This window comes from Sphingobacterium sp. MYb388, from assembly GCF_037479535.1.
Lineage (GTDB): Bacteria > Bacteroidota > Bacteroidia > Sphingobacteriales > Sphingobacteriaceae > Sphingobacterium > Sphingobacterium anhuiense.
This window is the reverse complement of record NZ_JBBGYV010000010.1, coordinates 103,028-118,404: the sequence shown is the minus strand read 5'-3', so window position 1 is coordinate 118,404 and position 15,377 is coordinate 103,028. Positions and strand designations below refer to the sequence as shown.

15 protein-coding genes are annotated in these 15,377 nt (G+C 35.0%); 9 read left to right on the top strand and 6 right to left on the bottom strand.

The window, feature by feature from the left end; genetic code table 11:
* Positions 1-6 precede the first annotated feature (6 nt).
* The 3 genes from WH188_RS23480 (at position 7) to miaA (ending at position 3,015) form a co-directional block, all read left to right on the top strand.
* Positions 7-1,440 (top strand): CCA tRNA nucleotidyltransferase, encoded by a 1,434-nt coding sequence (locus WH188_RS23480; protein ID WP_021190442.1) that lies wholly within the window; start codon positions 7-9, stop codon positions 1,438-1,440.
* A 70-nt stretch (positions 1,441-1,510) separates the two neighbouring features.
* Positions 1,511-2,101, top strand: a complete 591-nt coding sequence (locus WH188_RS23475; RefSeq protein ID WP_021190443.1) for an IS1096 element passenger TnpR family protein — start codon at positions 1,511-1,513, stop codon at positions 2,099-2,101.
* Positions 2,101-3,015: a tRNA (adenosine(37)-N6)-dimethylallyltransferase MiaA gene (gene miaA, locus WH188_RS23470; protein WP_168127575.1), complete on the top strand. Its 915-nt coding sequence runs from the start codon at positions 2,101-2,103 to the stop codon at positions 3,013-3,015. Before WH188_RS23475 ends, miaA begins: the two co-directional genes overlap by 1 nt.
* A 114-nt stretch (positions 3,016-3,129) precedes the next feature.
* Here miaA and WH188_RS23465 read toward each other — a convergent pair whose 3' ends face one another.
* Complete coding sequence (locus WH188_RS23465) at positions 3,130-4,200, bottom strand: branched-chain amino acid aminotransferase (protein WP_021190447.1); 1,071 nt, start codon at positions 4,198-4,200, stop codon at positions 3,130-3,132.
* A 387-nt stretch (positions 4,201-4,587) separates the two neighbouring features.
* Here WH188_RS23465 and WH188_RS23460 point away from each other — a divergent pair, with 387 nt between their 5' ends.
* The gene (locus WH188_RS23460) at positions 4,588-4,734 is read left to right on the top strand and encodes a hypothetical protein (RefSeq protein WP_021190448.1); all 147 of its coding nucleotides are present in this window, start codon (positions 4,588-4,590) and stop codon (positions 4,732-4,734) included.
* A 115-nt stretch (positions 4,735-4,849) separates the two neighbouring features.
* Here WH188_RS23460 and WH188_RS23455 read toward each other — a convergent pair whose 3' ends face one another.
* From WH188_RS23455 to recJ, 3 genes are read right to left on the bottom strand one after another with little or no spacing between them, the layout of a single operon-like run.
* Complete coding sequence (locus tag WH188_RS23455; protein WP_132769114.1) at positions 4,850-6,364, bottom strand: GH3 auxin-responsive promoter family protein; 1,515 nt, start codon at positions 6,362-6,364, stop codon at positions 4,850-4,852.
* Between the two features lie 18 nt (positions 6,365-6,382).
* Positions 6,383-7,123 carry an LPS export ABC transporter ATP-binding protein gene (gene lptB / locus WH188_RS23450; protein WP_021190449.1) on the bottom strand — a complete coding sequence of 247 codons (741 nt, stop codon included), beginning with the start codon at positions 7,121-7,123 and terminating at the stop codon, positions 6,383-6,385.
* Between the two features lie 49 nt (positions 7,124-7,172).
* Complete coding sequence (gene recJ, locus WH188_RS23445) at positions 7,173-8,873, bottom strand: single-stranded-DNA-specific exonuclease RecJ (protein ID WP_021190450.1); 1,701 nt, start codon at positions 8,871-8,873, stop codon at positions 7,173-7,175.
* 113 nt (positions 8,874-8,986) lie between these two features.
* Between recJ and WH188_RS23440 the strand changes: the two genes are divergently transcribed.
* The 3 genes from WH188_RS23440 (at position 8,987) to WH188_RS23430 (ending at position 11,727) form a co-directional block, all read left to right on the top strand.
* Complete coding sequence (locus WH188_RS23440; RefSeq protein WP_168127574.1) at positions 8,987-9,766, top strand: MBL fold metallo-hydrolase; 780 nt, start codon at positions 8,987-8,989, stop codon at positions 9,764-9,766.
* A gap of 215 nt (positions 9,767-9,981) precedes the next feature.
* Positions 9,982-10,461: a cation:proton antiporter regulatory subunit gene (locus WH188_RS23435; protein WP_021190452.1), complete on the top strand. Its 480-nt coding sequence runs from the start codon at positions 9,982-9,984 to the stop codon at positions 10,459-10,461.
* Between the two features lie 24 nt (positions 10,462-10,485).
* Positions 10,486-11,727 (top strand): cation:proton antiporter, encoded by a 1,242-nt coding sequence (locus WH188_RS23430; RefSeq protein ID WP_021190453.1) that lies wholly within the window; start codon positions 10,486-10,488, stop codon positions 11,725-11,727.
* 36 nt (positions 11,728-11,763) lie between these two features.
* On the opposite strand, the gene WH188_RS23425 is transcribed toward WH188_RS23430, so the two are convergent.
* Positions 11,764-12,093 carry a metal-sulfur cluster assembly factor gene (locus WH188_RS23425; RefSeq protein ID WP_021190454.1) on the bottom strand — a complete coding sequence of 110 codons (330 nt, stop codon included), beginning with the start codon at positions 12,091-12,093 and terminating at the stop codon, positions 11,764-11,766.
* A gap of 1 nt (position 12,094) precedes the next feature.
* The gene (locus WH188_RS23420; RefSeq protein ID WP_168127573.1) at positions 12,095-13,264 is read right to left on the bottom strand and encodes a glycosyltransferase family 4 protein; all 1,170 of its coding nucleotides are present in this window, start codon (positions 13,262-13,264) and stop codon (positions 12,095-12,097) included.
* Between the two features lie 273 nt (positions 13,265-13,537).
* On the opposite strand from WH188_RS23420, the gene WH188_RS23415 reads away from it, so the two are divergent.
* A complete protein-coding gene (locus tag WH188_RS23415) occupies positions 13,538-14,506 on the top strand; it encodes a polyprenyl synthetase family protein (protein ID WP_132769108.1) in 969 nt (322 codons plus the stop codon).
* A gap of 91 nt (positions 14,507-14,597) precedes the next feature.
* A complete protein-coding gene (locus WH188_RS23410) occupies positions 14,598-15,374 on the top strand; it encodes an amidohydrolase (RefSeq protein ID WP_021190460.1) in 777 nt (258 codons plus the stop codon).
* The last annotated feature ends 3 nt before the right edge of the window (positions 15,375-15,377 follow it).

Here is a 15,377-nt window from a genome sequence, read left to right as displayed (position 1 = left end):
CATGCTATGAGTGATAATTTACAACATCCTATTTTCCCAATCATTAAAGAGTTAGCCGAAACAACAAATACGGAGTGCTACGTCATTGGCGGTTATGTACGCGATCATATTATGGGCCGGCCTTTTAAAAATGATGTGGATATTGTTGTTGTTGGAAGTGGAATTGAGTTTGCTACAGCTTTAGGAAATAAATTGAAAACTAAAGTTGCTGTTTACAAAAGTTTTGGAACAGCAATGTTAGTTTTTGAAGGATTAAATGTGGAATTTGTAGGAGCTCGTAAAGAATCTTACCGTGCTAATTCCCGAAAACCAATTGTTGAAGATGGAACTTTAGTTGATGATCAAAATCGACGTGATTTTACCATCAATGCTATGGCATATTCACTGAATAAGGATAATTATGGTGAGTTGCTTGATCCATTTGATGGAGTAAGGGATATTGAATTACGTACTATACGTACACCATTAGATCCAATCGTGACATTTTCCGATGATCCTTTGCGTATGATGCGTGCTATTCGTTTCGCTACACAATTGAACTTTAAGATTGATACAAAGGCGATTCAAGCGATCACAGATACTAAAGATCGTATTCGTATTATATCAAAAGAGCGCATCACTGACGAAATTAATAAGATTATCTTGTCAGAAAAACCTTCTATTGGATTTAAATACTTATTTGATACAGGGTTATTGGCTTTGGTTTTTCCTGCAATGCAAAACTTATACGGTGTAGAAATCATCGATGGAAAAGGACATAAAGATAATTTTTACCATACGCTGGAAGTTTTGGATAATGTCTGTGAAACAACCGATGATCTGTGGTTAAGATGGGCTGCTATTATGCACGATATTGCAAAACCTCCCACAAAAAGATTTGATAAAAAGCTAGGATGGACCTTTCATGGTCATGAAGATAAAGGGGCACGAATGGTTCCTAAATTATTTGCTGAGTTAAAACTTCCATTGAATGAAAAAATGAAGTTTGTTCAGAAACTAGTTTTATTACATCTAAGACCAATTGTACTGGCTCAAGATATTGTTACTGATTCTGCTGTACGTCGTTTGTTATTTGAGGCCGGTGATGATATTGATGCTTTGATGCAATTATGCCATGCCGACGTAACAACAAAAAATGAATATAAAAAGAAGAAATATCGTCAGAATTTCGAATTGGTCAAGCAAAAACTAAAAGATGTTGAAGAACGTGATCAGATCCGAAATTGGCAACCTCCAATTTCTGGAGAAGATATTATGGAAGTTTTTGGTATTGGGCCAGGTCGTGAAGTTGGGAAAATAAAAAATGCAATCCGAGAAGCGATCTTAGAAGGAGAGATTCCTAATGCTAAGATGGACGCATATCATTTTATGGTCAACAAAGCTCAAGATTTGGGCTTGACTATTAGAAAGGCATGGGATTTGAATACAACAGTTAAATAAAAAAAGTATCTTTAATCGCTTCAATTCTTATTGAAGCTCATCTTGTTAACAAACAAAACGAATATTAGAAATGGCTATTTATAGATTCAGAATCACTTTTGAAGATTATGAGGATGTGTATAGAGAAATCGATATGCTTTCGAAACAAACTTTCTTAGAATTACATGAGGCTATTCATAAGACAACTGCTTATGAAGCTGACCGTTCATCTTCCTTTTATGTTAGTAACGATCAATGGAAAAAAGGAACTGAAATTGCTCTTTTACCAACTGCTCGTAAAATTTCAGATGGTGTTTTACTAATGGAAAATATTCGTTTAAGCAAGTTTATTGACGATCCCCACCAAAAGTTTTATTACATCTATAATTTTGATAGACCTTATGAATTTCATGTGGAATTGATCAAAATTTTAAAAGAAGAGGAAGGCAAAACTTATCCTACTGTTTTTAAAACGGTGGGTCAAGCACCAAAATCTTTAGCAGCAGCGAATTTTCCTGTTGCAGATCCTTTGGATGACGATGAAGAAGATGAAGTTTTGGTAGATGAAACGCAATATGGCGTTGATGATGACGAAGAATTCGATTTGTTTGACGGGGATGATGAAGAAGAAAGTGGAGAAAAGTCTGAAGAGGAAAGTAGTGGTTCGTTTGACGAATATTAATGTTAGGCACCACAGATCAACATAATAAAACTTTAATTGCTATAGTAGGGCCTACTGCAGTAGGTAAGACTGCTATGGCAATTGAGCTTGCTCAATATTTTGATACGGAGATTATTTCAGCCGATTCAAGACAGTTTTACCGTGAAATGAGTATTGGTACGGCCAAACCTACTGCATCTGAATTAGGTCAGGCGCCTCATCATTTTATTAATTCACATTCTATAGAAGAGGATTATTCTGCCGGTGATTTTGAAAAAGAGGCATTAGAAACAATAAGCTCGCTGTTCAAAAAAAAGGATATAGTCATTATGGTAGGCGGATCTGGTTTATTTGTGAGAGCAGTATGTGAAGGTTTGGATAATTTACCAAAGGCCCTTCCAGAAACAAGAGAACGGTTAAATAACAGGTTTGATAACGAGGGAATTGTGCCACTTCAAGCTTATTTAAAAGAAGTCGATCCTGTTTATTATGATCAGGTAGATATTTCAAATGTTCAACGGGTAATTCGAGCCCTGGAAGTATTTGAAACTACTGGATTACCATTTTCTAATTTTCTTCAAAAGACAAAAGCAGTGAGACCCTTTAAGATCATTACAGTTGGACTTACAATGGACCGAACAACTTTATACGAACGCATTAATATGCGTGTCGATTTGATGGTGAAAGATGGTTTATTGGGTGAAGTAAAGTCATTAATATCTTTTAAACATAAGCCTGCTTTAATGACTGTCGGTTATTCTGAGCTGTTCGATTTCTTAGATGAGAAAATATCTTGGGAAGAAGCAATAGATAAAATTAAGCAAAACTCGCGACGGTATGCTAAAAGGCAACTCACTTGGTTTAAGAAAGATATCAGTACAGTTTGGTTTGATCCTAAGGACAAAAACCAGATTATAGATTATATTCAATCATAATTTTATACGATATCAACAGAGTTATCCACATTATGTTAATAACTCTGTTGATAACATAAAAAGGGCTTGATTACAATGGTAATCAAGCCCTTTTTTCTACGAAATGAAATATAATTATTCCACGATCAAATTCCATCCAAATTCGTCAGCAATTCTGCCATATCGAAGATCATCTAAATAGGTTAATACTTTTTTAGAGAAATCGCGACCTTCTACAGGAGGTAATTGAAACAATTCACCTTCATAACCAATAGTGGCAATTGGTGTTAATGTTGCAGCTGTACCAGCAGCAAATGCATCTGTTACAATTCCTGCTTTGATTCCATCAATAAGTTCTTTGACAGATACTCTGCGTTGCTCCGTTTTATATCCCCAGCTTGCCGCCAGTTCCATAATTGTACGTCTTGTTACACCATGTAGGATCGTATCACCGTGAGGAGTAATAATACTGTCACCGATACGGAATATTAGGTTGGCTGTTCCAGCCTCTTCAATATATTTATGTTCCGAAGCATCAGTCCACATCAATTGATCAAAACCTTCATCATTTGCCAAACGAGTAGGGTATAGTGACAATGCATAGTTACCTGCATTTTTTGAGAAACCTACTCCGCCTTCTGCTGCGCGGGTATAATGTGTTTCTACCTTTAATTTTAAAGGATTGCTATAGTAAGCACCTACAGGGCTAGTGATAATTATAAATTTGTAGGAATTAGAAGGGTGTACTCCTAAAGCCGCTTCAGTACCGAACATAAATGGACGGATATATAAAGATGTGCCTGGAGCATTTGGAATCCATTTATTATCGGTGGCTAATAGTTTTTTTAATCCACCTAAAAAGATTTCTTCAGGAACTTCTGGCATCTCCAGACGAGCTGCAGAAGTATTGAATCTTTCCCAGTTCTTGTCAGGACGGAAAATACTAATAGTTCCATCTTGAAATTTGTATGCTTTAATACCTTCAAAGATTGCTTGGCCATAATGTAAAGCCGACATAGAAGGGCTTACATTAATATCACCATAAGGCACAATACTGACATCAGTCCATGCTCCATCTTCATAGGTAGCGACCAACATATGGTCGGATAATATTTTTCCAAATTTTAGATTGTTAAAATCTACTTGCGAGAGTCTCGATTGTTGTGTGGGCTCTACGCGAATTGAATAATTTTCTGTCGCGCTCATTGTATTTTAATTACAAATGCTAAAGTATGAAAAAAACCACGAATTTGAATGATAAACCTCTTGTTTATCAAATATTATTCTGAGTGAGAAAATTTTATTATTACACAGTAAATTTGTCTATTTTTTAGGATTTTACGTTTTATTTTATGGACAGATTATCATTTGAATTACTAGAGATTATCATTTTTTAGGCTTTTTTAGCTGTTTTGTTACCTTTTCCTTTATTCTGTGTTAATTTTAGATGAATTAACACAGTAATTGTAAAGTGGCATGTTATTTGGATTAACGGAAACACTAATCTATCATCAAAAATGGTAGGTTTTAAAAAGGGCTAACACTTCTAAACAGATATTCACTAATAAAAAACAAACTAAACGATTAAAAACCATGCACCGATTAAACAGTAAAAACAATGCATTGGAAAATGATGAATTAGAATTTGATCAAAACACAGCTGTGGAGAAAAAAGGATTTTCACTAAATTTTATTTTAGGCTTTTTTGTTTTTCTTTATAAAACGGCTATCAAACCCTAGGGTATTTTATTATTTTTCAAATTTAGCAGGTACTAAAAAATTGAAATGAGATTGCTCATAAACTGATCAATCTCATTTTTTATTAAAATCTTTCCCTATAAACTTTTAAGGTACATTACTTCTTTATTATGTCCAATATAGGCTCAAGGTAATCACGATTATTCGACAGTCGCGGTACTTTATTTTGCCCACCAAGCTTACCCTTTGATTTCATCCATTGAAAGAATGTGTATGCAGGGGCATTGTGAATAACCGGAAATTGTAATGCCATATTTTTATAACGTTTAGCATCATAATCCGAATTGATCTCTCTCAATGTTTGATCCAATATCTTACAAAACGTTTCAAAATTATCAGGTTGTTGTTCAAATTCAATAATCCATTCATGAGCTCCAGCTTCACCCTCTTTAAAGTAAATCGGTCCAGCAGTATAATCTTTTACAATTGCACGTGTACTTTCACTAGCCTTCTTTATAGCATCCTCTGCATTATCGACGATAAGTTCTTCGCCAAAGGTATTGATGAATTGTTTTGTCCGTCCTGTTATTTGAATACGGTATGGAGATAGCGTTACAAATTTAATCGTATCACCGATCATGTACCGCCATAAACCAGCATTGGTCGAAATGATCAAAGCATAATTTTTATTTAATTCTACTTGATGTAATCCTAATGTTTGCGGATTCTCATCATATAAATTTTCGATCGGTAAGAATTCGTAATAAATGCCATAGTCAAGCATTAATAATAATTCTTCTGAGTCGGGCAGATCTTGAAGAGCAAAGTATCCTTCGGATGCATTATAATTTTCTAAATAATACATATTATCAGAAGGAATCAGTTTTTTAAACTGTTCGCGATAAGGTTTGAAACTTACGCCACCATGGGTATAAAATTCCAGATTAGGCCAGACTTCAAGCAAATTATTCTTACCTGTGATTTCCAATATCTTTTTTGCTAGAACAATATTCCATGTTGGAACACCAGCCAGATTGGTGACATTCTCATGGATGGTGATATTGGCCACCTTTTCTATTTTTTCCTCAAAATCAGGAAGTAAAGTTACTTCTAAATTTGGAGTACGCTTAAATTCGGCCCAAAAAGGGAGATTCCGCAATAGAATAGAAGATAAATCACCATAATAAGAGTCTGAACTAAAACTGTTAATCTGAGAACTCCCTCCTAATACGACCGATTTTCCACAGAAAATCTGGCTTTCGGGTTTATTGTTGAAGTAAATTGTCAACATATCTTTCCCACCCTGAAAGTGACATTCTGTTAAAGACTCTTCACTGACTGGGATAAATTTGCTACGGTCTGAGGTAGTTCCCGAAGATTTGGCGAACCACTTGATGTCAGATGGCCATAGTATATTTTGCTCTCCTTTGATCATCCGATCGATATAAGGCTTCAATGAATTGTAATCTTGAATTGGAACTCTGTTTTTAAATTCCTCAGGCGTTAAAATACTGTTGTAATCGTATTTTTTCCCCCATTCTGTTGCTTCGGCTGATGATATTAAACTTTGAAACCATTCTTCTTGTACATCATGTGGATATTTCATGAATAATTCAATCTGATGAATCCGTTTTTTCATGAACCAAGTAAGTAGGGAGTCTAATATTGCCATATAAAGGTAGAATTAACGTTAAATAATTATCTTTTTGCGACGGAGTTCAAAATGTTGGCCTAAATAGAATGTACGGGCCATTTCATTACTGGCAATTTCTTCTGGAGTTCCAGCAAGCATAATTTTACCTTCTGTCAATAAGTAAGCCCTATCTGTAATGGATAACGTTTCTTGTACGTTATGATCGGTAATTAAAATTCCGATATTACGTGTTTTTAACTTTGCAACAATTGTTTGGATTTCCTCTACCGCGATTGGATCCACACCCGCAAAAGGTTCATCTAACAAGATAAAAGATGGGTTTGCCGCTAATGCCCGTGCGATCTCCGTACGACGTCTTTCTCCACCGGAAAGAAGATCACCTCTGTTTTTACGGACACGGTGCAAGCTAAATTCGGTTAAAAGTTCTTCCAGTTTTTCTAAGCGTTCCTTTTTATTAGGATAATGGATCTCCAGTACAGATAATATGTTGTGTTCAACCGATAGTTTTCTAAAAATCGAAGCTTCTTGGGCAAGATAACCGATTCCTTTTTGAGCACGCTGGTACATGGCATCCTGTGTGATTTCTTGATCGTCTAAATAAACATGACCCTCATTAGGTTTTATTAATCCAACAATCATATAAAAAGAAGTCGTCTTTCCCGCTCCGTTAGGTCCTAGAAGACCAACAATTTCCCCTTGCTCTACCTGGAAAGAAACATCGTTTACAACAGTGCGTTGCTTATATTTTTTGATGAGATGTTCTGCTCTTAGTATCATTTGATTCGTGTTTTAACTCAAAAAAGCAATCTGATAAGTACAAATATATTTAATATCGGATTCCTTTTATATTTAATTGCAAATTCTTTTTGCCTCGCCATACATTTTCTTCTATGCTATAACAGATGTCAAATGGCTTACCACTGTTAATAGCCTGTATATGTTCAGATAATCCAAAACCAATGCAATCAAAAGAAGGAGAGTTTTCTTGTTTGATGGTCATTTTTAAGTGATTCGATCCTACTAAATAGGCAGGTCCGATTAAACTAACTTTTTGACTAAGGAAAATGGGGCTTTCGTTTTGAGGCCCGAATGGTTCAAATTGACTTAGAATGCGGTGAAATTTGGCATCAATATCTTGCAGGTTTAGTTTAGTATCAATCAAGATCTCTTGTATTAACATCTGAGGAGTAATGAGTTTAGAAACAACCTCTTCGAAACGATCCTGAAATAATTTGATATTTCCGATCTGCATCGTCAACCCTGCTGCATATTTATGCCCTCCAAATTGATCTAATAGATCGCTACATTCACTTAAGGCTTCATATAAATCAAACCCAATTACAGATCTACAGGAACCTGCGATATGACCATTGGTTTCGGTCAGAATAATCGTTGGTCTATAGTATTTTTCAGTCAACCTTGATGCCACAATGCCGATAACACCTTTATGCCAATCTGATTTATAGAGCACAGTTGATTTTCGTGTTTTTAGCGAGTCATTTTGATCTATAATCGCTAGAGCTTCTTCGGTTATTCTAAGGTCAAAATCTTTACGAACATTATTTTGATCATCAATATTGATACTAAAATCTTTTGCTTCTTGCAGTGATTTTGATATTAATAATTTTACCGCATCTTTAGCATGATCAATACGACCAGAAGCATTGATCCGCGGACCTATTTGAAAAACAATATCATTTACTGTGAATGTCTTTGTTTTATTGGTGGATAAATCAACAAGTGCTTGAAGACCGCAGCAAGGATTGGTATTTAATTTAATGAGTCCGAAATGCGTCAGAATTCTATTTTCTCCAGTTATAGGTACAATATCCGATGCAATACTTACCGCAACAAGATCTAAAAATTGATAGCAAATATCCAAAGACATATCATTTTTCATGATAAAGGCTTGGATAAGTTTAAATCCTATACCGCAGCCAGATAATTCTTTGTATGGATAAGCACAGTCTTTTCTTTTTGGATCAAGTACAGCAAATGCTTTTGGAAGTTCATCTCCAGGTAAATGGTGATCACCAATAATGAAGTCGATATTCTTAGAATTGGCATAGTCAACTTTATCGTTTGCTTTTATACCACAGTCAAGTGCAATGATCAATGAGAAACCGTTTTCTGCAGCATAATCTATACCTTGTGTAGAGATACCATATCCTTCAGCATAACGATCAGGAATATAGAATTCAATGCGCGAGTGAAACTCTCGAAAAAAACTATACACAACAGCTACAGCAGTAGTGCCATCTACATCATAATCTCCATAAATTAAGATCTTTTCATTCTGGCCGATTGCGGTCGTAATTCGCGCAATTGCTTTTTCCATATCTTGCATTAAGAATGGATTGTGCAGTTGGTCTAGAGAAGGTCTAAAAAACTGTTTTGAAGTATCAAAAGTCTCAATATTTCTACTGACTAACAATTCTGCTAATACTGGATTAATACCAAGTTCATTGCCTAATTGATTAACTTTTTTGACCTCACTTTTAGATTTTAGTACCCACCTTTTTTGCATATCTTTGCATCGTAATTATGTGTAAATATACGTTTTGTCTATTGACTAACCTAATTATACACTAGGGTAATCATAGCGTTGTGTCTAACACGCAAGTTTCCAATAAATTAAAGATGTTACAAGTATATTCCTTATTCGAAGGCTCATTTTCGGTCGATGTTTCTAAAAAATTTATTCCCTTTGACCCTGCTGTTGATAGTAAAAATGATCGTCCAGCTTCTATGTTTATTCAAGTGCATCCGTTTCTAATCGAGACCGCAAATGGATTGGTTTTATGTGATACTGGACTTGGATTAACAAACAATGAAGGGAAACTACTTCTCTATGAAAATATTGAAAAATTAGGTTATTCTCCCAAAGATGTGAAATATGTATTGATGTCACACTTGCATAAAGATCATGCTGGTGGTATGGTGAGTTTCACTGATCAGGTCGGAAGGATTGCATTTCCCGAAGCAGAGTATATAGTGCAACGAGGTGAATGGGAAGATGCTTATTCCGGAATCAATAGCTCTTACCGTACTGAAATTTTTGATGTTCTGCAAAGGAGCGGTAATCTGAATCTTGTTGAAGGAGATGGTAAAGTTAATGAAGAAGTTGAATATTGTTTAAGTGGCGGGCATACCCAACATCATCAGACCTTCCACATTAATAATGGAAAAGATCATTATTTTTTTGGAGGAGACGTCCTGCCGGAACCAGAGATGATCTTTCAAAATCAGAGCGCAAAATATGACTATGATGGACATTTGTCAAGAAAGTTACGTCAGGAGTACTGGGAAAATGGAGCTCCAAACGATTGGATTTATCTTTTTTATCATGCCACAAGTATAGCAATAGGAAAGCCTACCATGCAGTTTGATAGAAGTTTTACAGTGATTGAAGCAAAATAAAAATCAAGAAAAGATAAAAAATACCGCATCTTTTCTTAACTTAAGGAAGACCTGTGTACAAGGACTTCATTGTATCTGTATTTGAATTAATCCGATGGTCACGTCATATAAATTCTATTATGACTGGATTTTTGGTTAAGTTTGTATAAAGCTGTATAGTATGCCTTTTTACTTCAGCTATTGAAAAATTAAGTTTTATAATAAAGCAAAAAAATATGTCTATTGTAAGAGAGTCGGATCTTATTGGTATTGGAAAAAAGTATCAAATTGAAACTGAAGCTGGAGACAATATGGTCGTGGTTATTCATGACGATGGTCGAAGAGAATTATATCGTTATGATGAGGAAGAGAGTGAGTCTCGCTGTGTCATGACCTTAAGCGATGAGGAATCAAGACAGGTTGCCGGTATTATCGGAGGATTGTCCTATAAGCCTAAAGCTTTAGAAACAATTGAAGTCGCTTTAGATGATTTAAGAATTGAATGGTATAAAGTTGAAGGCAAATTTGAAGGAGCCAATAAAACGATTGGCGAATTGGAAGTTCGTCAACGTACAGGAGCATCTATTATAGCAGGAATACTAGGTGATAATACGGTTATTAATCCAGGACCTGATTATATGATTAGTCCAGGGACTACCTTAGTTATTGCCGGAAAAAAGAATAATATTAAATTATTGAAAGAGATATTATTGTAAACATTGTAAACTAAATAAATATATATGCCATCACACACACTTATTTTAGAAATTGGAATCGCAGTAGGCCTTGTCGCATTTGTTGGTTTAATCGCCAATAAGTTAAAGTTTTCAGTTATTCCATTTTTTATATTGATAGGTATGGTGTTGGGCCAGCATGCTCCCCAAATTGGTCATATAGACCTGACATTTACGGAAAGTAAACCGTTTATTGATTTTATGGGGCGCTTAGGCGTACTTTTTCTGTTGTTTTATCTCGGACTGGAATTCTCGGTTGGCCGATTAATTAAGTCCGGAAAATCAATCGTGACAGGTGGAACAGTGTATGTTTTACTCAATTTTGTGTCTGGGTTACTCATTGGATGGATGATGGATCTGCCATTTAAGGAGATGATGGTACTTTGTGGTATTATGACAAGTTCTTCCACAGCCATTGTAGCAAAGGTATTGACAGATTTGAAACGGACTGCAAATCCTGAAACAGAGGTGATTATGGGAATGATTATGTTTGATGATTTATTTATTGCCATGCATATTTCTTTCCTTTCGGGATTGATTCTAACGGGAAGTAGTTCTTTTTGGACTGTTGCCGGAACTTCATTGCTAGCATTGGGATTTATTTTAACATTTCTAATTCTGGGAAGAAAGCTAGTTCCTGCAATTGATAAGCTATTGCAGGTTAAATCTTCTGAACTATTTGTCCTTGTTATCTTTGCACTACTATTTATAACAGCTGGATTTTCTGAAACTATTCACGTTGCGGAAGCCATTGGAGCATTAATGGCAGGATTAGTTTTAGCAGATTCGCAATATATCAAGAAGATTGAAGCGATGGTATTGCCCTACAAAGATTTTTTTGGAGCAATGTTCTTTTTTAGCTTTGGTTTATCAATAGATATACTATCCTTGGGTGGTGCGGTATTATGGGCCTCAATTGCTGCTCTGGTTACTATCCTCGGTAATTTGGCTTCAGGATACTTTGCGGCAAGGTTCTCAGGAATGAAGAATAAAACAGCTTTTGATATCGGATTTACATTATCTGCTCGAGGTGAGTTTTCCATTATCATGGCCAATATTGGTAAGGCAGGAGGGTTATTGCCTGTTATCCAGTCGTTTGTCGTTGTGTATGTGTTGATTCTGTCAATTGTATCACCACTGTTAACAAAAGAATCCCGTAATCTATGGACAAAATTATTCGGTAAGGATGAAATTAAACCAAAAACAGTCAAAAGGCTAAGTGATCTGGAGTCTGGTCAAACATTATAAAAAAAGGGAATCTATTATAGATTCCCTTTTTTACCATTACAAGAAGCCTAATTCTAATTTTGCTTCTTCGCTCATCATATCCCTTGTCCACGGTGGATCGAATGTAAGCTCAACAAGAGCTTCTGTAACGCCAGGTACAGCAGCAACCTTACTTTGTACCTCATCCATGATCTGACCAGCAACTGGACATCCTGGCGCAGTTAATGTCATCACTATCTTAGCGGTTCCATTTTCTTTGGTTATGATTTCATATACCAATCCTAAATCGACAATATTTGCCGGTTTTAATTCTGGATCATAAACAGTTTCTAATGCTTCCTGGATAGCTGGCGCAATATTTAACTTATCTAAAATTATAATACTCATTTTAAGATCGTTTTATGTTATCTTCAATTGCTTCATTATATATTTCAAGCAATTTCTTTTTATTCTCTTCTGGAGTAAAATTACTAAAATAGAACTCTTTTGTTGTTTGTCTAATGTTATATTTTTCTTTAATACTGTAATTTTTCCATTGCTGTACAGTTTTTAACATATTATCCACACTTTGTGGGTTAAATAGTAATCCTGTCTTATCTGGGATAATTAATTCACTTAAAGCTCCGATATCACTGCCGATCACTGGGGTTCCGACTGAGAAAGCCTCTAAGATCGTCATTGGCATCCCCTCAAACCATACTGAGGGCACGAGCAATGCTTCGGCTTTTTCAACTAATGGCAGTATTTCATCACGGGTTCTAAAACCCATATATTTTATATTGGCATGACGATTTGCAGTATCGACTACTGTTTGTTTTAAAGGTCCGTCACCTATAATGATGATCTTGCTATCTGTTTTTGAAAATGCTTTCAAAAGATTTACGATACCTTTTTCTTCTGTAAGTCTTCCGATATATATAAAAAAGTCTTCCTGAGCATCGATTGTATCTTTAATAGGAAAGGTAAAGTTTGGTTTGATTGTAAATTTTTGTGCAGGAACATGTAAGGTTGAATCTATAAAAAGTTTTTTCGCAAAACTTGATAAAGCTATATATCGATCTACCATATTCCATGTTCCAATTCGTCTATGAAACCAATAGTTCAATGCAAGTACAAAAGTCTTGACAGTAGATCCGTCTAGTACTTTCTTTTTAATGGCTGTCCATGGAAAATTTTCTTTTAAACTGGAAAGAAATAGCTGATGCTCATGATATAATATAGCAGAGGGACAAAGAATACGAAAATTGTGCAAGGTCATGATGAGTGGAACGCCCAATTTGTGAATTGTCCTTAAAATGATAGGACCACTTGCATAATGTGTATTATGAATATGGACAACCTGAGGTTTAAAATTATTAATGCACTTTCTTACGCGATAAGCCGCAGCAATATTCCAAAAAGAAAAAAGTGTTTGCAAAGCGCCTTTCCATCCTTTTTTATTTTGAAAGGTAAACGTCTCCACATCATGATCTATAGCGAGTAATTCACTTTCCTGTTTGAAAACGGTGTCTTCACCTCCTGGCCCTTGATAAAAAGTATGGATGATTAGAATACGCATATATGCTTGCTTTTTTACAAACTTAGATAAATTTGTTTTATGTGCAATTTTAATTCCAGTGCAGTAACAACAAATATAATCGATCCTAGGTAAGGTATCTATCTGCTCACGATTCATTAACTTTAAATATTTTATCTTTTTCTCACTAAGAAAGTAGGTGTAGGAGATAAAAACTATTTGAAATGAATTAAACTGTTTTCAACGGTACTTAGTAAAAGTTTGTTTTTATAATTGTTATCTTCGCGTATCATTAGGAGAAGATGACTAGATACTATGCAGCATTTACAAAAACTAATCTCTGACTCGATTCAAAACAGTCAATTTCCGAATCAACCGAATAATCTTTACGACCCAATTCGCTATTTTTTAAGTTTAGGTGGTAAACGTATTAGACCAGCCTTGACATTGGTTGCCGCTGAAATGTTTGATATTAAAGAAATTAATGATGCTTTACCTGCTGCAAAATCAATCGAATATTTTCATAACTTTTCTTTAGTTCATGATGACGTTATGGATAAAGCACCTCTACGAAGAGGAAAAGCAACCGTTCATGAGAAATGGGATTTGAATGTCGCTATCCTTTCAGGAGATGGATTATTGGTAAAAGCTTATGATGAATTGGCTAATAGCAATCCGCTTTATATAGCAGATCTCCTTAAAACTTTTAATAGAGTTGCTATGCAAGTCTGTGAAGGCCAACAACTGGATATGGATTATGAACATACTGATAAAATTAGTATGGATCAATATATTGAGATGATTAGGCTTAAAACTTCAGTACTGTTAGGAGGTGCACTACAGATGGGGGCAATATTGGCCGAAGCAAATCTTAGTGATCAAAAATTAATTTATGAATTTGGAGAATATATAGGAATAGCTTTCCAGCTTCAAGATGATGTACTAGATGCTTATGGCAACCCTGAAACTTTTGGTAAACAGATTGGAGGAGATATTCTAATTAATAAAAAGACCTATCTGTTGGTCAAATTAATGGAAATCATAAAGGAAGAGGATCTTACAAAACTTCAGAATTTATTAAACGCAACAATACAGGATAATCCAAACAAATTGCATGATATGTTATCACTATACCAAAACTATAATATTAAAGAATATGCAGACAAATTAAAAGATGCATATACACAACGTGCATTTGAAAGATTATCGGCGATTAATATACCAAATCACAAGAAAGAGACGTTAATAACATTATCGACTCAACTCCTCATCAGGGAACAATAGTAATAGCTATTAATTGTCTATTTAATCTTTATTTATTTAAAAAATTCTTAATTTGTAGACTTAGGTCATCATAATTTACGAAACAACTACAATGGAACCGTTAAAAGTAACAATCTTTCAAGCATATATCTTTTGGGAAAATGTCGATAAGAACTTGAGTAATCTCGCGCTTAAACTCTCGAATTTAAGAGAAAAAACGGATCTTATTATTTTGCCTGAAATGTTCAATACCGGATTTACAAATAATGTAGAGAAGTGTGCAGAACCAAGTGATGGTAAAACCATGCAGTGGCTGTTCCACATGTCCCAAAGTTTAAATTGTGTGATAGCAGGTTCATTGATTATAACAGAAGACGGGAAATACTTTAATCGTTTTGTCTGGATGTCTCCAGATGGAACCTACGTAAAATATGACAAAAGACATTTGTTTGCAATGGCAAAAGAAGACCTCTATTTTACAGCTGGACGAGAACGTATTATTGTAAACATCAGAGGTTGGAATATATGTCCTATGATTTGTTATGATATACGCTTTCCGGTATGGTCAAGAAATATTGGTGGCGCTTATGATTTATTGATATATACTGCAAACTGGCCAGATAAACGTTCTGCTCATTGGAGAACCTTAATTCCAGCACGTGCTATAGAAAATCAAGCTTTTGTTATTGGTGTTAATCGTGTAGGTCACGATGGTAATGATATTTATTATTCAGGTGGTTCTATGTGTATTTCTCCTGTAGGAGATGTGGTTTATTATAAACCTGAAGATGAAGATCTGTATACATTTACTATTCATCCCAAAGATCTTCATGAAGCAAGAAAATCTTTTCCATTTTTACAGGATGCAGATAGCTTCACAATAGATTAATGT